We start from the raw sequence: 19,430 nt of genomic DNA on the forward strand, positions 1-19,430 counted from the left end.
TTAGGCGGCGACATTCTTGTTCTTTTGAATAATTTCGCGCGCCAGATGCCTGTACGCCATAGCACCCAACGATCCCGAATCATATTGAAGTACCGGCAAAGCGAAAGATGGTGCCTCGCTGACTCTGACATTCCTGGGTATCTTGGTTTTAAACACCATCTCGCCCAAATTGTCACGCGCATCCTTTTCGACTTGGCGGGACAAGTTGTTGCGGTTGTCATACATAGTCAACACAATACCTTCGATTCTCAGCTCTGGGTTTGCAGTTTGACGGACCTCTCGGATCGTCAACATGAGTTGAGATAGACCTTCCAAAGCAAAGAACTCACTTTGCAGCGGAACCAACACAGAATGTGCCGCAACCATTGCGTTCACAGTCAACAGATTGAGAGACGGTGGACAGTCGATCAGAACAAAATCTAAATTAAACGAGTCGATTGGTGTTTGCCGTAGGGCATCATGAAGTAGATAGCTGCGCTTTTCATTCGAAATCAGCTCGATATCAGCTGAACTCAAGTCAACGGTGGCGGGAATTACAAGCAGGCCTTCTATTTCCGTTTCCTGAATCACCGCCTCAAGCGGTGCATCGTCCAACAAAAGATCGTAGGTTGTCCAATCTCGGTCCTCAACCCCCAGTCCAGTCGACGCATTTCCTTGCGGGTCCAGATCAACCACTAAAACGCGGCAACCAGCCTCAGCCAATCCGGCGGCAAGGTTGATCGCTGTCGTTGTTTTTCCCACCCCGCCCTTTTGATTGGCAACCGCGATAATCCTGGGCCCTGAGGGACGAGACAGATCAACCACGCGATACTCCTTTGATCCTTAGGATAACTGCTTGGGGCTCTGTTAAACTTGTAATTGGCTCATAAGTGAAATTCCATTCTTTGCGCGCGTCTTCTACCTCTTTTTTCCAGCTTGCGCCTTTCGGCAACAGCGCAGTTCCGCTTTTTCCTAAATGTCTGTCGCAAAAGGACAATAACCTGCCAAGATCAGATAAAGCCCGAGCTGATAGGATATCAGAACTTATTGGGTCAACCATTTCAATTCTTTTCGAAAGCACGGCACATTTTACCCCGCATTCCCTTGCGACACTTCGCAGAAACGCAGCTTTGCGCTGATCACTTTCTACAAGTGTGAATTGAGCCTCTGGTGCGTCTTGGATCGCCATAATTGCGCAAACCATTCCGGGGAACCCACCTCCGCTGCCGATATCCACCCAGGTGTCGAACTGAGCCGCCAATCGGTAAACTTGCACAGAATCAAGGATATGACGCTCCCAAATGTTTGTTAAACTATTTCGCGAGACTAAGTTAATCTTAGGATTCCAGTGCTGCACCAATCGTACATAGGTTTCGAGGCGCTCAAATGTTTCACGTGAAACATCCAAACCGTCGAAAATCTTATCACTCATACCTTTCGAACCCTTTGCACACGTCGAAGTTTCGCCAACAACAAAGTCAAAGCGGCGGGTGTCACGCCCTCAACCCGACCCGCCTGCGCGATGTTCAAAGGTTTCGCCTCCGTCAGCTTTTGCTTGATCTCAGATGAAAGACCGTCAAGAGCAGAATAATCAAAATCTCTTGGTATTTCGTATGACTCATCTCGTTTCATAGCTTCAACATCTTTGTTCTGTCGCGCAATGTAGTTTGCGTACAGGGCATCCCTCTCAACCTGATGTCGGATATCTTCTTCAGTATTTTCTAGATCAGGTACAAGGGGGACTATGTCCCCGAAATGAACATCGGGAAATGCCAGCAGGGCCATTGCGTCACGACGGTTTCCATCTTGATTGATGTTAATTCCAACCGCGCGTATGTCTTTCGGCGTGAACGTTCGGTCAGTCAGTTTTGATTTAACTGCCGTCAGCCTATCCATCTTTTTACTGAAACTCTCCAAACGCTCCTGTCCGACACATCCTAGATCCACACCTATTGGAGTTAACCGTTGATCCGCGTTGTCGGCGCGTAGTGACAACCGGAACTCCGCGCGTGACGTGAACATTCGGTAAGGTTCTGCTACACCTCGTGTTGTCAAATCGTCAATCATCACACCAATGTAACTGTCCGCTCGGGTGAATTGGATAGGGTCTCGCTCCATGACGTATTGCGCAGCATTCAGGCCTGCGACCAAACCTTGCGCTGCTGCTTCTTCATATCCCGTTGTTCCGTTGATTTGGCCAGCCAGATACAGTCCCGGCACCTCGGGCAAAGACAGCGATGAAGATAGAACTCTTGGATCGACATAGTCATATTCTATCGCATAACCGGGTTGCAGTATTTCCGCTTTCTCAAGCCCTCTTATTGAATGGACATATTCAACCTGTACGTCCTGAGGTAACGACGTTGAAATACCGTTAGGATAAATGGTATGATCATTGACACCCTCCGGCTCCAGAAAGATCTGGTGGGAGTCCTTTTCTGCGAAACGGATAATTTTATCTTCGATCGACGGGCAATATCTGGGTCCAACCCCATCAATATGTCCTCCGTACATGGCTGATCGCGATAGGTTTTTCTCGATTATTTCATGCGTGCGAGTGTTCGTATGTGTGATTCCACATGATATCTGCGGCGCCACGACAGACGTTGACAAGAACGAGAACAACGTTGGGACTTCATCGCCATCCTGTCGTTCAAGATCTGACCAATCAATCGTACGTCCGTCCAGCCTAGGTGGCGTGCCTGTCTTTAATCGCCCGAGTGGAAGCGCAAAGCTGTCCAGCCTTTCAGCAAGTTTTACTGACGGCCGATCACCCATTCGCCCCCCCGGGCGCGAGACATCCCCGATATGAATTACCCCGCGCAGGAATGTACCAGACGTCAGAATAACGGCCTTGGCGTGAATTTCTGATTCATCTGCCAATCTGATGCCAGTCACCCTGGGGCCGTCCAGCAGGAAATCTACGACCTCACCAACAACAATTGATAAATGCGCTTGCGCTTTCGTTTCCTTTTGCATCGCGGCGCGGTACAAAGCCCGATCCGCCTGAGTTCTTGGCCCCTGTACCGCAGGTCCTTTGCGTCTGTTTAATAGACGAAATTGAATGCCTGCCTGATCGGCAACGCGACCCATGACACCGTCCAAAGCATCAATCTCGCGCACCAAGTGTCCCTTGCCAAGCCCTCCGATAGCGGGGTTGCAGGACATGACACCGATATCTTGAGCAGACAGCGTTACCAAGGCGGTGTCGACACCCATTCGCGCAGCGGCATGTGCCGCTTCGGTGCCAGCATGGCCAGCGCCAATAACTACAACATCGAACTTCGAATGTTTCACGTGAAACACTCCCTATTTTCCAAGGCAAAAACTTGCGAATATCTCATCCAACAGGTCTTCAACGCCAATCCTGCCAACCAGTGTTTCCAGCGCGCGAATTGCCGTTCGCAATTCTTCCGCAGCGATATCATACAAATCTGGTCCTGATTCCAGAACTGTCATCGCGTCAGCTAGTGCAGAATTGGCATCATTCAGCGCTACCCTATGACGTTCACGGGTAGCTATACCATAGCTAGTAGATCTTTGGGCAAGAACACGCGATATGTGGGAAATAAGCTGATCGATCCCTTGACCCGTTTTCCCGGAAATTCCTCCTTCGTCATCTTCTCGAAGATCAGATTTCGGAAAAACTTGGATATCACCTTCTATCATCGCGACACCAAGTTCGGCCGGGTTTTCGGTTAGAAACACCCTCAAGTCTGCAGCCTCCGCTCTTTTCCGAGCAAGCTTGATCCCAAGGTTTTCTACATGATCTTCGGTTTCGCGCAGTCCGGCCGTATCCAAAAGCGTAACAGGTAACCCACCCAGATCCATGCGCACTTCGATGACGTCGCGCGTCGTACCAGCATACTCTGAGGTTATTGCGGCCTCTCGTCCGGCCAATGCGTTCAGCAAAGTAGACTTGCCCGCATTTGGAAGCCCTACAATAGCAACTTCAAAACCGCTCCGGATGCGCTCGGCAATCTTTACACCTTCTGCCTCACGTTGAAGGTCGTGCATTACGCCCGACACCAGTGTGCGGACCTCCGGGGACACATCCGTTGGCACCTCTTCGTCGGCAAAGTCGATCACCGCCTCCAGCAAGGACGCAGCTCGAATCAGATCACGGCGCCAACGTTCTGCCAAACCGCCCAGTTCGCCGGCCAGTATGGTCTGCGCTTGTTTTCGCTGTGCCTCGGTTTCAGCGTCGATGAGGTCAGCCAAACCCTCGACCTGCGTCAAGTCCATCTTGCCGTTCTCAAGCGCGCGGCGGGTAAACTCACCCGGTTCAGCCAAACGCAATCCGTTTGTATCCGAAAGGTTGCGCATCACCGCATTGACCGTAGCCGTGCTTCCATGGATTTGAAGCTCGGCCACGTCCTCACCAGTAAAACTCGCCGGAGCTTGGAAGGTTAAAACCAACCCGTCATCCAGGCGTGACCCGTCACTTGCATGCAAAGACCTAACCCGCATACCGCGGGGCGGAAGCGGGCTTCCGGTCAGATTAGCCGTGGCAGAATGCGCCATAGGGCCAGAGAGGCGGATCACCGCCACCCCTGCTTTGCCCTGTGCGCTGGCCAAGGCGAATATCGTATCCATTCGAAGGCCTCGCGTTAGTTAAGACCTGTGTCAGGTGTTCATCGAATCGAAGAACTCTCCGTTTGTCTTGGTCTGTTTCAACTTCGACAACAGGAACTCGATTGCGTCGGTCGTCCCCATCGGATTGAGGATACGGCGCAAGACGAAGGTCTTGGCCAGATCGCCCTTGTCGACCAGCAAATCCTCTTTCCGGGTGCCGGATTTGAGGATGTCGATCGCCGGGAACACGCGCTTGTCCGCGATCTTGCGATCCAGAACGATTTCCGAGTTACCGGTGCCTTTGAATTCTTCGAAGATCACTTCGTCCATCCGGCTGCCGGTATCGATCAGCGCGGTGGCGATGATGGTCAGCGAACCGCCCTCTTCGATATTCCGCGCGGCACCAAAGAACCGTTTGGGCCGTTGCAGTGCGTTTGCGTCCACACCACCGGTCAGAACTTTACCCGAGGATGGCACCACGGTGTTAAACGCCCTACCAAGTCTTGTGATCGAATCGAGAAGAATAACAACATCTCGTTTATGTTCGACCAGACGCTTGGCTTTTTCTATCACCATTTCAGATACTGCGACGTGGCGCGTTGCCGGTTCGTCGAAAGTCGAGGAGACAACTTCACCCTTCACCGAACGCTGCATGTCCGTCACCTCTTCCGGGCGTTCGTCGATCAGCAGGACGATCAAATAGCACTCGGGGTGGTTCTGTTCGATGGAATGCGCGATGTTTTGCAGGATCACGGTCTTACCGGTCCGCGGCGGTGCCACGATCAGAGACCGCTGGCCTTTACCGATCGGCGAGACCAGATCAATCACACGGGCCGATTTGTCTTTGATGGTGGGATCCTCGATCTCCATCTTCAGACGCTGATCCGGGTACAGAGGCGTCAGGTTGTCGAACAGGATCTTGTGCTTGGCTTTTTCAGGCTCTTCAAAGTTGATCTTGGTAACTTTGGTCAGGGCAAAATAACGTTCGTTCTCATCCGGGGCTTTGATGTCCCCTTCTACCGTATCACCGGTACGCAGCGAATGCTGGCGAATCATATCTGGCGAGACATAAATGTCGTCGGGTCCTGGCAGATAGTTCGCCTCGGGTGATCTCAGGAAGCCAAAGCCGTCCTGCAATACTTCCAACACGCCATCGCCGCCAACGGTCCATCCATCATCCGCGCGTTCACGCAGGATCTGGAACATCATTTCGCCTTTACGCATGGTCGAGGCGTTTTCGATTTCCAGCTCTTCGGCCATTGCCAAAAGGTCTTTGGGGCTTTTGGCCTTCAGATCGGCCAGATTCAGGGCTTCAGTTGTCATGATACATACCTTCACCGCAGACAGCGCGGCACGAAGTGGAATTTTAGAACGGAAAATACGCCGCCCGGACGGGCGTGTTGCTTCCTACATAAGTGCGACCGCCTTCCGAGTCAAACGGCCTGTCAGAGCACTTTCACGTTTGCCTTGAATCGAAACAGGCTGCCTCTCCCTTCGGTCGAACGCGCGTTTTGATCCTTTTCTCTTACCTAAAACGAAAACTGCTCAGAACTTCAGAATGACCGATAGAACGATGAAAACCATCAAAACGGTCGGGACCTCGTTCATCAGGCGAAACTGCCGCCCAGAGAGCTTATTTCGCCCCTCTAAGAAGTCCTTGCGCCGCGCAATCAGCCAGTGATGAAACCATGTCATCGCAATTACGGCTGCGCCTTTGACCCAGGGCCATGCAAAATCCCATCCCACGATTCCAGGTGTCACCACCATGATCAGCCCGCAAGCCCAGGCAACAATCATCGCAGGGCCCATGATCACCCGCAGCAGTTTTTCTTCCATTTCAAAGAAAATGGTTTCTGTGCCTTCAATGGCCTGTGCTTTTTCGACGTGATAAACAAACAGCCGGGGTAAGTAGAACAAGCCAGCCATCCAGGCGATGACAGCCATGATGTGTAACGCCTTCACCCACGGGTAAATTGTGAAAAGCAGATCAGTCATTCCGGCTCCGCCCGTTGTTGGAAACTTTCCCTAATCAAAAAATAAGAAAAGAAAAAGGAAGATGGTTTTGTAGGCTGAACAAAATCCGGGGATTATTTTTTTACACATATGTTTTCCACACGTGGACAGATTTCAGTTTTTCCTGAGTGATTCTGTGAGTTCAAAAAAATAGCTATATAAAACAGTCAGTTAATATCACTCTATGAGGATTGATTTGAGGATAACTCTTTGGGTAAGTCAGGACTACACGATAATCCCGGCCTTCAAACTTATCCTTGTCCCAGATGGACAGCGTTCGGGCGACTCAGGGAAGTTTTGCGCGAAATTCCCGGGGTTGCGTGTCAATCTGAAAACCATACAAACCGTTCAAGAAGCTTCAACGACTTGCACACGGGGTTTTCCACATGTCTGTCCCCTTCATTCTGGCCTCGGGCTCATCTATCCGCGCAAAGCTGCTGGAGAATGCAGGCGTGCCGTTCTCTGTTCAGGTTGCACGCGTGGACGAAGAGACTGTGAAACGAGCGCTATTGGCCGAAAAGGCACCGCCCCGCGATATCGCCGATGCATTGGCCGAAATGAAAGCGCGCAAGATCAGCGAAAAAACCCCCCGAGCGATGGTTCTGGGCTGTGATCAAGTCCTTGATTTCGAAGGACAGTTATTATCGAAACCAGCAACGCCCGAGAACGCGTTGGCTCAGCTTAAGGCGATGCGTGGCAAACGGCATATGCTGTTGTCGGCCGCGGTGATCTATCAGGATGGTCAGCCGCTTTGGCGTCATGTGGGGCAGGTACGTTTGCGCATGCGGATGAGTTCAGATGCATATCTGCGCGGCTATATTGATCGCAACTGGGACAGTATCCAGCATGCCGTGGGGGGGTACAAACTGGAAGAGGAAGGCGTCCGGTTGTTCGCAACCATTGACGGCGACTATTTTAATGTCTTGGGTATGCCCCTATTGGAACTGCTTAATTATTTGAGTGTTAAAGGGGTGATTGATCAATGACGCAGCACAGAATTCCGTTGGCCGGGGTGATTGGGCACCCGATTGCGCATTCGAAATCGCCGCAACTCCATGGGCACTGGCTTAAGAAATATGGGCTTGCCGGCCACTATGTCCCCATGGATGTCGCACCTGATGACTTGGGTGTGGTGCTTCGGTCTTTGCCAAAAGCTGGGTTTGTCGGGGCGAATGTCACCGTCCCTCATAAAGAGACGGCTTTGCGCCTGGCGGATTTTGTCTCCAAGCGTGCCAAGCTGATCGGTGCTGCAAATACCCTGTTTTTTGGGGAAGACGGCAAGATCTATGCCGACAATACCGACGGCTTTGGTTTTATGCAGAATCTTCGCGATGGCGCACCGGATTGGTCGCCCTCAGATGGTCCGGCGGTGGTGTTCGGGGCTGGTGGTGCATCGCGCGCGGTATTGCAGGGCTTGCTTGAGGCAGGCGTACCCAAGATCATGCTGACCAACCGTACCCAGGCCAGAGCTGACCAACTGAAAGAAGAATTTGGCGACCGCATAACTGTTGTTGACTGGATACAGGCCGGCAATGTCATTGAAGAGGCCGAACTGGTGGTAAACACGACCTCTTTGGGGATGCAAGGGCAGCCGGAACTACGGGTGCCGTTGGACGGGCTGCAACCGGGTGCTGTTGTGACAGATTTGGTTTATGCCCCGTTAAAGACAAAGCTGCTTCAAACAGCGGAAGAGGCTGGCTGTACCACCGTCGACGGGTTGGGTATGTTGCTGTATCAAGCAGTACCTGGTTTCGAACGCTGGTTCGGCACCCGACCTGAAGTGACAGATGACCTGCGCGCGGCGGTTTTGGGATGAGTTTTGCGCTTGGCCTAACTGGTTCGATCGGTATGGGCAAAAGCACAACAGCCCAGATGTTCGTCGATGAAGGCTGCGCGCTGTGGGACGCAGATGCGGCTGTACACAGACTCTATTCAATAGGAGGAGCCGCTGTTGAACCCATGAGGGCCGCGTTTCCAGAGGCAATTATAGACGGCGCTGTAAGTCGAATAAACCTGAAAGAAATTATCGCGCGGAACCCCGACGCATTGAAAAAGATCGAGGCCATTGTTCACCCGCTTGTGGCCATGGACCGGGCCGCTTTCCGCAGCCAAGCAGCCGCAGATATATTGGTGTTCGACATTCCCCTTCTCTTTGAAACGGGCGGAGACGCTGCGATGGATGCGGTGGCCTGTGTTTCAATTCCGGCCGACGAACAAAAACGCCGCGCTATGGCACGCGGAACGATGACTGAGGCGCAGTTCGAACAGATTCGGGCCAAGCAAATGCCGAACGATGAAAAATGCGCGCGTGCGGACTATGTGATTGTGACCGATACACTGGACCATGCCCGCGCACAGGTGCAGGATGTCGTCAGGCAGATACGGGCGGGAATTGCAGATGCGTGAGATCGTACTTGATACCGAAACGACAGGGTTCGACCCAGAAAGTGGTGACCGGATTGTCGAAATCGGCGCGGTTGAGCTTTGGAACCATGTGGCGACGGGTGATACATACCATGTCTATATAAATCCCGAACGCTCAATGCCCGAAGAGGCATTTGGTGTGCACGGCATTGGACCTGACCTTTTGGAAAACCCTCGCCCGCCGGAAAAAGGCGAGGTCACGCTGAAAGATAAGCCAGTTTTTGCGAAAGTTGGGCAGGGTTTCCGTGAATTCGTCGGTGATGCCAAGCTGGTGATCCATAACGCGTCCTTCGACATGAAGTTCCTGAACGCCGAGCTTAAATGGATGGGTTTACCGCCAATCCCGATGGATCAGGCACTGGACACATTGGCAATAGCGCGCAAACGATTCCCAGGTTCGCCAGCTTCACTTGATGCATTGTGCCGGCGGTTCAGTATCGACAATTCGAACCGGGTGCTGCACGGGGCGTTGCTTGACTCGGAAATTCTGGCCGAGGTTTATCTGGAACTGATTGGTGGACGACAACCGGATTTTGGGCTGTCCACCACCGTTTCGTCCATTTCCGGCAGTCAAGAGGAATGGCGCCCGACCCCTCGCCCGACCCCTTTGACGTCAAAGGTCACCGAAGAAGAACAAGCCGCGCACGACGCATTTGTGCAGAAACTGGGCGAAAACGCCTTGTGGACCCGCGCCTGAGGCTTGCCGCGACGCGGGTCAAACCATTTAGGCTTCGGTTTTTTGTGCTTCGGCCTGACGGCGCATCAGTTCGTTGCGATACAGCGCAACGAAATCGATATTGTCGAGATTTACTGGCGGGTAGCCACCGTCACGAGTGATGTCGCTGACGATGCGACGCAGGAACGGGAACAACATGCGGGGGCATTCGATCAGAAGGAACGGGTGCAGTTGGTCTTCGGCAACACCTTCTACGTGGAACAAACCGCAATAGTCGATTTCGCAAAGAAACAGAATATCCTCCAATCCCTTTGCTTTCGACTTGAGGTTCAGCTTGATCGCAACTTCGTACTGATGTTCAGCCGAGCGTTTTTTTGCGTCGAGGTTGACCTGAACCGCAATCTCGGGCTGTACGTCACCGGACACGCCCTTTTGTGCCATGACGTTTTCAAAGGACATATCGCGGATGAATTGTCCCAGAACGCGCATCTGAACCTGGGGGGCAGCTTGGGCTGCAGTGTTTTCTGCAGCTTTTTCTTCGGCCATGGATCTACTCCAAAAATGTAATTTGCCACTGCTTAGCAAGTTGGGCGCGGCACCTCAATGCCGGTGCGGGCCCTCTACCCATTTCGACGGCTTCGAAGATTCCTGGCGCGGCCTTACCTCCGTAAACTCACCATCTATCACGTCGCCCTGATCGGACCCCGAAGATCCGGGTCGCGATTGTGGCCCGGGACCCATCTGAAACTGCGCGATGGTTACTTTGGACCGCAAGTAGCGGTACACTGACAGTCTCACCGCGGGAACAAGTAGTGCAAATCCAATCGCATCCGTGAAAAACCCAGGCGTCAGCAGCAGAACACCTGATAGCAGGATCATCGCCCCATGGGCCAGCGGTTCAGTCGGGTCGTCCAGTTCAGCAAAGGAACGCTGTAGATTGGCTAATGCCATGCGACCTTGTGTCCTGACCAAAATGGTGCCCATCACGGCTGTAAGAACTACAATCGCCAAGGTTGGCCACAGGCCGATCAGACCACCGACCTGAATGAACAGGGCGATTTCGATAATCGGAACCAATAAAAATGCCAAGAACAGGTACATCTGCGCTATCCTATACTAAAGGCCGGGCGGTGGACTTGCCACGAACTGTCACCTACATAATGGCAAGAGGCCGCGCATACAAAGCCGCGACCTGAAAAGAGGATGAAATGAACGAACCGATGATCCAGTTGCTGGTCCTTGCCGGAATTGCCGTTTTCCTGATCCTACGTCTGAGAAGTGTGCTGGGCACGCGTGAGGGTTTTGAAAAACCCCCTGTGCAACAACAACCAGAAACACACAAGGCCCGTAGCGGGTTCGAGGTGATCGAAGGCGGCCCGGATCACGACATCACCGACCATGTCGCCGAGGACAGCGAACAGGCACAAACCCTTGCCGCGATGAAGCGGATTGAGCCGAGTTTTTCGGTAACCGAATTCGTGCAGGGTGCGCGCGGCGCGTATGAAATGATCGTTATGGGGTTTGAAAAAGGAAACCTGGACGAAATACAGCCTTTCCTTTCCGAAGAGGTTTTCGAAACATTTGTATCCGTCGTCGCCGCCCGCGAAGATCAGGGCCTGACGATCGAGGCTGAGTTCATCGGTGTCCGTGAAACCACGCTGGCTGATGTGTCTTTTGACAAGGACACCAACCAGGCCGAAATAACGATGAAATTCGTGGCTGAGCTGACGTCGGTCGTGCGGGATCGCGGCGGTGATATCATCGAAGGCAGTCCAAACACGGTCAAACGCCAGAAAGACAGCTGGACCTTTGCCCGCGTGATGGGCTCGGACGATCCAAACTGGCTGCTTGTTGCAACGGACGCATGATTGCCAAACTCCGGTCGCTCTTTCTTGTGGGCGCGATGACCACCGCAAGCGCCGCCGGGGGCGAGACGACACGATCCATACTGTCGTTTAATGAGCTGGAAGGCTGGGCCGCCGACGATCATGGGGCGGCCCTTTCGGTTTTTCTGAATACCTGTAGTGATTTGAATGATCCAGACTGGCGCGCCCTGTGTGGCGTTGCCCGAACATATGAGCCAGGTGCCGCGCGATCATTCTTTGAATTGTTCTTTCGCCCGGTTTTGGTCGAAGATGGGCGGGAAGCCTTGTTCACGGGGTATTTCGAACCCGAATTGCAGGGGTCGCGGACCCGAACGGATCGCTTCAAATACCCAATCTACAAGATGCCCCCCGAAGCCCGATCTGATGGGCCGTGGCTGAGCCGCCGGGAAATCCTGAGTGGTGATGCAATGGCAGGCCGGGGTTTGGAAATCGCCTGGGTTGACGACCCGGTGGAATTGTTTTTTTTGCAAATCCAAGGTTCGGGCCGCATCCGTCTACCGAATGGAAGCACCTTGCGCGTCGGCTATGGCGGGGCAAATGGGCATCCCTATCGCTCAATCGGTGCCGAGTTGATACGGCAGGGTCTGCTGGGCGCGCATGAGGTCAGCGCCCAGATGATCCGTGCCTGGGTGCGCAAAAACCCCGAAGCAGGGGCAGAATTGCTGTTTCACAACCCCTCCTATGTCTTTTTTCGTGAAGTGACACGGGTCGCGCCGGAACTTGGGCCTTTGGGGGCGATGAACCGGTCCGTCACGAAAATGCGCAGCATTGCCGCCGATCCGACTTACACGCCGCTTGGTGCTCCGGTCTGGATCGAAAAGGACGGTAAAACGCCGATGCGTCGATTGATGATCGCACAGGACACTGGCGCAGCGATCAAAGGGGCGCAGCGGGCGGATATCTTCTTTGGTACTGGCGACGCTGCCGGGCAGGAGGCCGGGCACCTGAAAGACCCGGGCCGGATGGTCCTGTTGCTGCCGATCCAGCGGGCCTATGCCCTGATCCCGGATGAATACTGATGACCCGGCGCAAACTGACTGAAGAAGAGATCGAGCTGTGGCGCAAGGTCACCAAACAGGCTGAACGTCTGCACCCCGAGCTACCGCAATCTGTGCATCCCACCACGTTACCCAAACCAAAACCAACTAAAACACCGCGGATGCGGCTTGAGGGTTTTGAGATAGGGCAGAATGTTCCGGTCAAACCACAGCACCACAGGTTGAAACCTTCGGTCACGGACAGCTTGTGGGCCAGCCCGGTACAGATGGACACCAAGGCGTTTGGCCGGATGAAACGCGGCAAGCTGAAGCCGGAAGGCAAGCTGGACTTGCATGGTATGCGCGTAGACACCGCGCACCCTGCCCTGATCCGGTTCATTCTGACGGCGCAAGCGCAGGGCAAGCGTCTGGTTCTGGTGGTGACAGGCAAAGGCAAAGACCGCGACGAACCCGGCCCGATTCCAACGCCGCGGGGCGTGCTACGCAATCAGGTTCCGCACTGGCTTTCTATTCCACCGCTGGCGCAGGCCGTTTTGCAAGTTGCACCCGCCCATATTAGCCATGGTGGCGACGGCGCTTATTATGTCTATCTGCGCCGCAACCGCTAGAACTCGGCCTGGGCGCGGCGGATACCTATCCAGACCAGACCGCAGACAACAACAAAAAAAACCGAGATCCACAGAAACTGCGTGCCAAGCGAAACATGGTAGTCGATCAGGATACCGGTCAGCGCCGGGCCTATGGCTGACCCCAGAACCATGACTGCCGTCGCAAGGGCTTTGATCGCACCAATGTGGCGGGTGCCGTAGAACTCGGCCCAAAAGGCGCTGGGCAATGTGCTATGCGCACCGACGGTAAGCGCCAGAAAGATCAGACCGATCAACGCGCCGCTGATGGTATCAGCAACCGACAGACAAGCGAAACCTAAGGCCATCGGTAATTGATAGAAGGGCATCATCCGCGCAGTCCCCCACTTGTCCAGCGCCCAGCCGGCGATAAACATCGATAGGATTGCCACTCCGGTAAATATCGGAAACAGGGCGACCAATTGGATATGCGGCCAATCCTTGACCTGTGCCAAATGCACCTGGTGAAAGAAAAACGCGGTGATGAAAGCCGATGGCGCAAGGATTGACGGCGCCATGAACCAGAACAAGGGATTGAACAGCGCTTCGCGCCGGGTCCAATGACGATCGCGCATGCCGGTTGCAGTGTGTTCTGCCGAAAGACTTTGGGGGGTCCGTTCCTGACGCAGCAGCTTCATCAAAAGCGGGATGCCCATAAGCGTAATACCTGCGGCCACCACCCACAACAGACGCCAATCAACCAGCGCCATAGCGGCGACGAAAACGACCGGCAGCAGCGATTCCCCAATCGCATACCCCAGCGACGCGATTGACAAAGCCTTCCCGCGTGTTGTGGTGAACCAGCGCGCCATGGCGACCTGCGCCAGATGAATGCTCATCCCCTGTCCGAATAGACGCAGCAGAAAGATCACAACCGGCAACAGGAAAAGCGCGGTGTTCATCGCCATTGTCAAAGTAGCAAATGCCAGACCGGTCAGCACGACCGGCCCAAGGTTGCGAACGCGAAATATGTCCGTCAGACTTCCGGCCCAGATCATCACGATGGCGGACACGGTAGTACCCAATGAATAAAGACCGCCCCAAGCCCCGTGGCTTAACCCATAGGCCTCACGTATTTTACCGGCAAAGATCGAGATGAAAAAGGTCTGCCCAAAGCTGGACAGAAACGTAAGAAGCACACCGGCGCTTAGCCAGGTGGCATTCCGGATCAGAAAGCCGCGCAGTCTTGATGAATTCACGGATTAGACACCTGGGCCTGTCCCGTCTCCGTCAGGATGATTTCGGTCGCACCGTCAGGATTACGTTCATTGGGCGGAACCAGAATGTCGATGGGCCGTTCATCTGGTCTGAATGTATTACTGACACGACGGACCGAGCTGAGGATGGCCAGCAAGGCAGGTGACGTTGCCGCAACGAAATGCGAAGATTCAGCATCCCTGTTGAATGCGGTTGTGTCGATCACGTTGATTGGGAATTCCTCTAACATGCTGATCGAACTTATATTACCCAGTCTCTCACCCTCATCCGTACCCCGGAGGCGGACAGAGACATTCAGGATCTTGTCCTTCTTGGAAACCATGACAATGAAAGGATCAGGCGGAGTTTTTATCCGTTCCATCTGCGAGCGGAACAGATCCACATCCAGGTCCGGGGAAATCAGAACGAGGCCCGCGATGTTTTTGTTGGCCCATCCTGGTTCCCGTAACTCGGCCTCGCGCATCATCTCCATCGTAAGGGCGCTGCCCATGGAATGCGCTACGACGATAACGCGCTTGACGCCCATGGATTTCAACTCTCGAATGGTTTGCTCCAAGCCATCGCGGGCGAACAGCATGCTATCCAGATCGTAGGCATATCCAAAACCGGTCGCGCGACTGGGCCAGGAATAGACCAGTGTTGCGCCCGGAATACCGACATCATGAGTCAGTTGAGCCGCGCGGAAAATGGTTTCAGTCTGGGTGGAATTGTAGCCGTGAACAAAGATCGTTACATCGTCTTGACCGCGCAAACGCTGCCGCAAACCCTGCGGCCCGCTCAAGTCAATCTCGTTTGCAAGAACAAACTCCTTTTGCGGGTTTGGATTGGCATATGAAAACTTCAGGGTCCCCGGTGTATGCGTCGGCGGAATGGAAACCGTAGTTTCTAAAAACCGCAGTTTTTCAGCGCGCCTGAAACCGTAAGAGCCATCAAGTTCACGCGCCCGTGTTGTGCTTGCAAACACTGTTTTTGGTGTTCCAACAGATGCAGCAGTAGGCACGATTTCAGTTCCCGTCTTGTCAGCGTAGGCACCGAGGGAAAGCGAAAAAAATAAAATGATCAGATAGCGCATCAAACAGGGTCCTTACGACCTTTTGCGACAGGCTATCGTATTCTCGGCTCACGTCTAGCGACATGAGTAGAAAACCGTTCAGGGGCGTTACAAAACGTACCGGCTCAGATCCGCCGAGCGTGTCAACTCGCCCAGATTATCCTCAACAAATTGGGCGTTCACCGTGATCTCGGCCCCGGCCTGATCGGGCGCGGTAAAGGACAATTCTTCGAACACCCGTTCCATCACGGTGTAAAGCCGCCGCGCACCGATATTCTCAACGCTTTGGTTTACATCTGCGGCAATGCGCGCCAGCGCGGCGATACCGTCATCGGTGAAACTGACGGTGACGTTTTCCGTTCCCATCAGGGCGGTGTATTGCAGCGTCAGCGCGTTGTCGGTTTCGGTCAGGATGCGAACGAAGTCTTGCTCGGTCAGGGCGCGTAATTCCACTCGGATCGGCAGACGGCCCTGTAGTTCGGGCAACAGATCCGACGGCTTGGCGATATGGAATGCGCCTGATGCAATGAACAGGATGTGGTCGGTTTTTACCGGACCGTGCTTGGTGGACACCGTGGTGCCTTCGATCAAAGGCAGCAGGTCGCGCTGCACGCCCTCGCGACTAACATCACCGCCTCGCGCGTCCGAGCGGGCACAGACCTTGTCGATCTCGTCCAAAAACACGATGCCGTTCTGTTCCACCGACTCCAACGCCACGCGGTTGACGGTTTCATCGTCCAACAGCTTGTCGGCCTCTTCCCCGATCAGCGCGTCATAGCTTTCTGCCACGGTCATGCGTTTTTTGACGGTCCGCCCGCCAAAAGCTTTGCCAAAGATATCGCCCAGATTCATCATGCCCATTTGGCTGCCGGGTTGGCCGGGAATGTCGAACATCGGCATGGGGTTTGACGTATCCGACAGCTCAAGCTCGATTACCGTATCGTCCAGCTCACCGGCTTTTAGCTTTTTGCGGAACATCTCACGCGTGCCTTCACGGGCGTCGGTGCCTGCGATGGCTTCGATGACGCGGTCTTCGGCGGCTTGATACGCCTTGGCCTTAACGTCCTCGCGCATGTATTCGCGGGTCTGGATGATGGCGGCATCAGCCAGATCGCGCACGATCTGTTCCACGTCACGGCCTACATACCCGACCTCGGTGAATTTGGTGGCCTCGACCTTAATGAAGGGCGCGCGGGCCAGTTTCGCCAGACGGCGGCTGATCTCGGTCTTGCCGACACCGGTGGGGCCGATCATCAGGATATTTTTGGGATAAACCTCGTCCCGGATATCGTCGGCCAGTTGCTTGCGCCGCCAACGGTTGCGCAACGCCACGGCCACGGCGCGTTTGGCGTCTTTCTGACCAATAATGAAACGGTCCAGTTCCGAGACAATCTCGCGCGGGGTCAGGTCGGTCAAAACGCAGTCCTTTCGGTCGGCATGGCAAAACTTGGGTTTAGGTAGGTACCGTATTTACGAAAACAACCAAGTCTTTTTCCTTGGCAGCGTTGGTTAGCAATGCCCCACCCCGTTTGCAAATGCTTTCATAGGTAAAACACCCGCACCCTGTTACTGATATCAGTACGTTGAAGGTCAGGAGCGCAGAGATGTCGAGACCTGCCAAGATCACCCGCCAATTCTCAGTGTTCCTGGTCCTGATCGACATGCACCTGTGCTGGCAAGGACAAGAGATCAAGGCGTTGTTAGCCCGAGATCGTCTCAACCGTCAGTTTGCCGTTGGTATAGACGCAAATATCGGCAGCAATCGCCATCGCCTCGCGCGCGACGTCTTCTGCCGATTTGTCGCTGTCCATCATCGCGCGGGCTGCGGCGAGGGCAAAGTTGCCGCCTGACCCAATGGCCGCCACGTTGTGTTCCGGTTCCAGCACGTCCCCTGCACCGGTAATCACCAACAGATCTGTACCATCAGTAACGATCAGCATCGCCTCAAGCTTTTGCAGGTATTTGTCCGTACGCCAGTCTTTTGCCAATTCGACCGACGCGCGGGCCAGTTGGCCGGGCGTCGCCTCAAGCTTGGCCTCCAGCCGCTCGAGCAGGGTAAAGGCGTCAGCAGTCGACCCGGCGAAACCAGCAACGACTTCGAAACCGCCTGGCGACAGGCGACGGACCTTGCGGGCGGTGCCCTTGATCACGGTCTGGCCAAGGCTGACCTGTCCGTCACCGGCAATGACCACGTGACCACCCTTTTTTACGCCAATGATGGTCGTTCCGTGCCAACCGGGAAAATCGCTGTCCGCCATGAAAATCTCCGTTTTCGTCTGCCGTTCTATATGGGCCGGACTCGCCCGCAGCGCAACAGTTCACAAACCGCACAAAAGATATGCAAAAATCGCAATTCGGGGTTACCGCACGAGCAATTGTGAGTCTCGCGCCAAGGTCCTAAATGAGACTTGCAACCGACGACGGGTCGGCTGTTTCAGTTAGAAGGAATGCGCAAATGGCAACCACCGCAAATATCCATGCGCCGCTCGGAGCAGCTACCATCCTGCACGTAGTGGACGCGTTCTTCGCAACGTTTGAAAAAGCAGTCGCGTGGAATGAAACTCGTAAAACACGTGCAGCCCTGTCACGGCTTAGTGATGCACAGCTTGACGACATTGGTCTGACTCGCGAAGAAATCGACAAAATCTGACTTGCGATTAACTTTTGCAAAGTAAAATGCCGCCCATCCTTGGGGCGGCTTTTCTTTTTCAGGCAATGACATCGTTGTGGCACTAGCTTGAAACCGGCGTCTTTAAATGACACGGTTTTGGGAACCAGCAAAATTCAGCCATAGCGGAGCGGCCATGCCGTCGATGCCCAAGCCCGACATTACGACAGCCGACCGACGGGCATTCTTTGCCGAGGTGATCAGGCCGTTTTACCTTGGCCACAAACTGATCCGTGTCGGTGATTTTGGCGATGGCGGTTACTTGCTGCCCAATGATCTTGACGGCATCGTGGCTTGTTTTTCTCCGGGTGTGTCCCAGCAATCTAGTTTTGAGCTTGATCTGGCAAAACACGGTATTCCGTCTTTCATGGCAGACGGATCGGTTGATGAACCGATGCTGGATATACCCAATTCGGTTTTCGTCAAAAAACACTTGGCAGCAGAGACTGGCGAAAATGTCATCTCATTGCGGGACTGGATGGATCAGTTCGCTGTGGATGAAGGTGACATGATCCTGCAAATGGATATCGAAGGGGCCGAATATAACGTCCTGTCGACCCTGCCGCCCGACTATCTGCACCGGTTTCGCATTGTGGTGCTGGAACTACACCGTATCCCGTCAATCCTGACCAAACCGGCATCTTTCAAACGGGCCTTCCCGGCGCTGTCGGCGTTGAAAGACGGGTTTCTCTGTTCTCATATCCATCCCAACAATGCGTCTGGCACGGTGGATATCGAGGGTGAAACCTTCCCCCGCGTGATTGAGGCAACCTTTGTGCGGCGTGATCGTGCGAAACAGATGAGACCAGCAATGCAGTTCCCACACCCGCTGGACCGACGGCACAGGCCCAATGGTCCGTCACTTGATTTGCCTCCGGAGTGGATCAACGCGGCAAGGTCTGGCTAGCCAAAGAAAAACGGACGCCGCAAAGCGACGCCCGTTCGTTGAAATACGCGCAGCTTAGATAGATTCGTCGATCCAGCTTTGCAGCGCTGCTTTCGGTGCCGCGCCCGCACGGTTGGAGACTACCTGACCATCCTTGAAAATGAACAGTGCCGGGATGCCACGAACGCCCATTGCAGCCGCAGAGTTCGGGTTGCTGTCGACGTCTACCTTGGCGATTTTGATCTTGTCGCCATATTCAGCGGCCAGCTCTTCCAGTGCGGGGCCGATCTGCTTACAGGGGCCACACCACTCGGCCCAGAAATCGACAACAACGGGGATGTCGGAATTCTTGACTTCGGCGTCAAAGGTATCGTCGGTTACAGCTACGGTCGACATTTTCTGTCTCCTGAATGGGGTAAACTTGGGAAAC

At 54.1% G+C, this 19,430-nt stretch carries 22 protein-coding genes; 9 read left to right on the forward strand and 13 right to left on the reverse strand.

What is annotated here, in order from left to right; genetic code table 11:
* The 6 genes from AC2FIT_RS15145 to AC2FIT_RS15170 all read right to left on the reverse strand — a co-directional run bounded on the left by AC2FIT_RS15145 (nucleotide 1) and on the right by AC2FIT_RS15170 (nucleotide 6,549).
* Nucleotides 1-804, reverse strand: a complete 804-nt coding sequence (locus AC2FIT_RS15145; protein ID WP_496830814.1) for a ParA family protein — start codon at nucleotides 802-804, stop codon at nucleotides 1-3.
* Entirely contained in the window at nucleotides 797-1,411 is a 615-nt protein-coding gene (rsmG, locus tag AC2FIT_RS15150; protein ID WP_496830816.1) for a 16S rRNA (guanine(527)-N(7))-methyltransferase RsmG, read from the reverse strand. The genes AC2FIT_RS15145 and rsmG overlap by 8 nt, the downstream gene beginning before the upstream one ends.
* Nucleotides 1,408-3,276: a tRNA uridine-5-carboxymethylaminomethyl(34) synthesis enzyme MnmG gene (gene mnmG / locus AC2FIT_RS15155; protein WP_496830818.1), complete on the reverse strand. Its 1,869-nt coding sequence runs from the start codon at nucleotides 3,274-3,276 to the stop codon at nucleotides 1,408-1,410. The genes rsmG and mnmG overlap by 4 nt, the downstream gene beginning before the upstream one ends.
* A 12-nt stretch (nucleotides 3,277-3,288) precedes the next feature.
* Complete coding sequence (mnmE, locus tag AC2FIT_RS15160) at nucleotides 3,289-4,575, reverse strand: tRNA uridine-5-carboxymethylaminomethyl(34) synthesis GTPase MnmE (protein WP_496830820.1); 1,287 nt, start codon at nucleotides 4,573-4,575, stop codon at nucleotides 3,289-3,291.
* 30 nt (nucleotides 4,576-4,605) lie between these two features.
* Nucleotides 4,606-5,877 (reverse strand): transcription termination factor Rho, encoded by a 1,272-nt coding sequence (gene rho / locus AC2FIT_RS15165; RefSeq protein WP_068339864.1) that lies wholly within the window; start codon nucleotides 5,875-5,877, stop codon nucleotides 4,606-4,608.
* A 222-nt stretch (nucleotides 5,878-6,099) separates the two neighbouring features.
* The gene (locus AC2FIT_RS15170) at nucleotides 6,100-6,549 is read right to left on the reverse strand and encodes a CopD family protein (protein ID WP_496830822.1); all 450 of its coding nucleotides are present in this window, start codon (nucleotides 6,547-6,549) and stop codon (nucleotides 6,100-6,102) included.
* Nucleotides 6,550-6,953: 404 nt separating this feature from the next.
* On the opposite strand from AC2FIT_RS15170, the gene AC2FIT_RS15175 reads away from it, so the two are divergent.
* Genes AC2FIT_RS15175 through dnaQ form a run of 4 tightly spaced genes read left to right on the forward strand, consistent with a single transcriptional unit; the run spans nucleotide 6,954 to nucleotide 9,688 of the window.
* Nucleotides 6,954-7,553 carry a Maf family protein gene (locus tag AC2FIT_RS15175; protein ID WP_496830824.1) on the forward strand — a complete coding sequence of 200 codons (600 nt, stop codon included), beginning with the start codon at nucleotides 6,954-6,956 and terminating at the stop codon, nucleotides 7,551-7,553.
* Complete coding sequence (locus AC2FIT_RS15180; RefSeq protein ID WP_496830826.1) at nucleotides 7,550-8,383, forward strand: shikimate dehydrogenase; 834 nt, start codon at nucleotides 7,550-7,552, stop codon at nucleotides 8,381-8,383. The genes AC2FIT_RS15175 and AC2FIT_RS15180 overlap by 4 nt, the downstream gene beginning before the upstream one ends.
* A complete protein-coding gene (coaE, locus tag AC2FIT_RS15185; protein ID WP_496830828.1) occupies nucleotides 8,380-8,973 on the forward strand; it encodes a dephospho-CoA kinase in 594 nt (197 codons plus the stop codon). Before AC2FIT_RS15180 ends, coaE begins: the two co-directional genes overlap by 4 nt.
* Complete coding sequence (gene dnaQ / locus AC2FIT_RS15190; protein WP_496830829.1) at nucleotides 8,966-9,688, forward strand: DNA polymerase III subunit epsilon; 723 nt, start codon at nucleotides 8,966-8,968, stop codon at nucleotides 9,686-9,688. Before coaE ends, dnaQ begins: the two co-directional genes overlap by 8 nt.
* A gap of 27 nt (nucleotides 9,689-9,715) precedes the next feature.
* On the opposite strand, the gene secB is transcribed toward dnaQ, so the two are convergent.
* Nucleotides 9,716-10,213 carry a protein-export chaperone SecB gene (gene secB, locus AC2FIT_RS15195; RefSeq protein ID WP_068339883.1) on the reverse strand — a complete coding sequence of 166 codons (498 nt, stop codon included), beginning with the start codon at nucleotides 10,211-10,213 and terminating at the stop codon, nucleotides 9,716-9,718.
* Nucleotides 10,214-10,267: 54 nt separating this feature from the next.
* Nucleotides 10,268-10,768, reverse strand: a complete 501-nt coding sequence (locus tag AC2FIT_RS15200; protein ID WP_496830831.1) for an FxsA family protein — start codon at nucleotides 10,766-10,768, stop codon at nucleotides 10,268-10,270.
* Nucleotides 10,769-10,875: 107 nt separating this feature from the next.
* Here AC2FIT_RS15200 and AC2FIT_RS15205 point away from each other — a divergent pair, with 107 nt between their 5' ends.
* The 3 genes from AC2FIT_RS15205 to AC2FIT_RS15215 are packed head-to-tail and all read left to right on the forward strand — an operon-like array spanning nucleotide 10,876 to nucleotide 13,159.
* Nucleotides 10,876-11,535 carry a Tim44/TimA family putative adaptor protein gene (locus AC2FIT_RS15205; RefSeq protein WP_496830833.1) on the forward strand — a complete coding sequence of 220 codons (660 nt, stop codon included), beginning with the start codon at nucleotides 10,876-10,878 and terminating at the stop codon, nucleotides 11,533-11,535.
* Entirely contained in the window at nucleotides 11,532-12,572 is a 1,041-nt protein-coding gene (gene mltA, locus AC2FIT_RS15210; RefSeq protein ID WP_496830835.1) for a murein transglycosylase A, read from the forward strand. Before AC2FIT_RS15205 ends, mltA begins: the two co-directional genes overlap by 4 nt.
* Nucleotides 12,572-13,159, forward strand: a complete 588-nt coding sequence (locus AC2FIT_RS15215) for a Smr/MutS family protein (RefSeq protein WP_068339898.1) — start codon at nucleotides 12,572-12,574, stop codon at nucleotides 13,157-13,159. Before mltA ends, AC2FIT_RS15215 begins: the two co-directional genes overlap by 1 nt.
* On the opposite strand, the gene AC2FIT_RS15220 is transcribed toward AC2FIT_RS15215, so the two are convergent.
* The 4 genes from AC2FIT_RS15220 to hslV form a co-directional block, all read right to left on the reverse strand.
* Nucleotides 13,156-14,376, reverse strand: coding sequence for an MFS transporter (locus AC2FIT_RS15220; RefSeq protein ID WP_496830837.1), 1,221 nt, complete (start codon nucleotides 14,374-14,376; stop codon nucleotides 13,156-13,158). The two genes, AC2FIT_RS15215 and AC2FIT_RS15220, sit on opposite strands and share 4 nt — an antisense overlap.
* Nucleotides 14,373-15,176 carry an alpha/beta hydrolase gene (locus AC2FIT_RS15225; RefSeq protein WP_496830839.1) on the reverse strand — a complete coding sequence of 268 codons (804 nt, stop codon included), beginning with the start codon at nucleotides 15,174-15,176 and terminating at the stop codon, nucleotides 14,373-14,375. The genes AC2FIT_RS15220 and AC2FIT_RS15225 overlap by 4 nt, the downstream gene beginning before the upstream one ends.
* A 378-nt stretch (nucleotides 15,177-15,554) precedes the next feature.
* On the reverse strand, nucleotides 15,555-16,862 hold the full coding sequence (gene hslU / locus AC2FIT_RS15230) for an ATP-dependent protease ATPase subunit HslU (RefSeq protein WP_068339974.1): 1,308 nt from the start codon (nucleotides 16,860-16,862) through the stop codon (nucleotides 15,555-15,557).
* Nucleotides 16,863-17,146: 284 nt separating this feature from the next.
* Entirely contained in the window at nucleotides 17,147-17,704 is a 558-nt protein-coding gene (hslV, locus tag AC2FIT_RS15235; RefSeq protein ID WP_496830841.1) for an ATP-dependent protease subunit HslV, read from the reverse strand.
* Nucleotides 17,705-17,901: 197 nt separating this feature from the next.
* Here hslV and AC2FIT_RS15240 point away from each other — a divergent pair, with 197 nt between their 5' ends.
* Together AC2FIT_RS15240 and AC2FIT_RS15245 are read left to right on the forward strand one after the other, a co-directional pair.
* A complete protein-coding gene (locus tag AC2FIT_RS15240; protein ID WP_496830843.1) occupies nucleotides 17,902-18,096 on the forward strand; it encodes a DUF1127 domain-containing protein in 195 nt (64 codons plus the stop codon).
* 106 nt (nucleotides 18,097-18,202) lie between these two features.
* Nucleotides 18,203-19,021 (forward strand): hypothetical protein, encoded by an 819-nt coding sequence (locus tag AC2FIT_RS15245; protein WP_496830845.1) that lies wholly within the window; start codon nucleotides 18,203-18,205, stop codon nucleotides 19,019-19,021.
* A 54-nt stretch (nucleotides 19,022-19,075) separates the two neighbouring features.
* Here the strand turns inward: AC2FIT_RS15245 and trxA are convergent, their stop codons facing one another.
* A complete protein-coding gene (trxA, locus tag AC2FIT_RS15250) occupies nucleotides 19,076-19,396 on the reverse strand; it encodes a thioredoxin (protein ID WP_068339912.1) in 321 nt (106 codons plus the stop codon).
* Between the last annotated feature and the right edge of the window lie 34 nt (nucleotides 19,397-19,430).

This window comes from Ruegeria sp. YTSA135 (assembly GCF_059610165.1).

Excerpts from the sequence above, each read along its gene's own strand:
- AC2FIT_RS15240 (WP_496830843.1), top strand. The coding sequence starts at position 17,902 with ATGGCAACCACCGCAAATATCCATGCGCCGCTCGGAGCAGCTACCATC.
- mnmE (WP_496830820.1), bottom strand. The coding sequence starts at position 4,575 with ATGGATACGATATTCGCCTTGGCCAGCGCACAGGGCAAAGCAGGGGTG.
- rho (WP_068339864.1), bottom strand. The coding sequence starts at position 5,877 with ATGACAACTGAAGCCCTGAATCTGGCCGATCTGAAGGCCAAAAGCCCC.
- AC2FIT_RS15205 (WP_496830833.1), top strand. The coding sequence starts at position 10,876 with ATGAACGAACCGATGATCCAGTTGCTGGTCCTTGCCGGAATTGCCGTT.
- AC2FIT_RS15180 (WP_496830826.1), top strand. The coding sequence starts at position 7,550 with ATGACGCAGCACAGAATTCCGTTGGCCGGGGTGATTGGGCACCCGATT.
- AC2FIT_RS15200 (WP_496830831.1), bottom strand. The coding sequence starts at position 10,768 with ATGTACCTGTTCTTGGCATTTTTATTGGTTCCGATTATCGAAATCGCC.
- coaE (WP_496830828.1), top strand. The coding sequence starts at position 8,380 with ATGAGTTTTGCGCTTGGCCTAACTGGTTCGATCGGTATGGGCAAAAGC.
- AC2FIT_RS15245 (WP_496830845.1), top strand. The coding sequence starts at position 18,203 with ATGACACGGTTTTGGGAACCAGCAAAATTCAGCCATAGCGGAGCGGCC.
- secB (WP_068339883.1), bottom strand. The coding sequence starts at position 10,213 with ATGGCCGAAGAAAAAGCTGCAGAAAACACTGCAGCCCAAGCTGCCCCC.
- trxA (WP_068339912.1), bottom strand. The coding sequence starts at position 19,396 with ATGTCGACCGTAGCTGTAACCGACGATACCTTTGACGCCGAAGTCAAG.
- AC2FIT_RS15170 (WP_496830822.1), bottom strand. The coding sequence starts at position 6,549 with ATGACTGATCTGCTTTTCACAATTTACCCGTGGGTGAAGGCGTTACAC.
- AC2FIT_RS15175 (WP_496830824.1), top strand. The coding sequence starts at position 6,954 with ATGTCTGTCCCCTTCATTCTGGCCTCGGGCTCATCTATCCGCGCAAAG.
- hslV (WP_496830841.1), bottom strand. The coding sequence starts at position 17,704 with ATGGCGGACAGCGATTTTCCCGGTTGGCACGGAACGACCATCATTGGC.
- rsmG (WP_496830816.1), bottom strand. The coding sequence starts at position 1,411 with ATGAGTGATAAGATTTTCGACGGTTTGGATGTTTCACGTGAAACATTT.
- mltA (WP_496830835.1), top strand. The coding sequence starts at position 11,532 with ATGATTGCCAAACTCCGGTCGCTCTTTCTTGTGGGCGCGATGACCACC.
- dnaQ (WP_496830829.1), top strand. The coding sequence starts at position 8,966 with ATGCGTGAGATCGTACTTGATACCGAAACGACAGGGTTCGACCCAGAA.
- AC2FIT_RS15215 (WP_068339898.1), top strand. The coding sequence starts at position 12,572 with ATGACCCGGCGCAAACTGACTGAAGAAGAGATCGAGCTGTGGCGCAAG.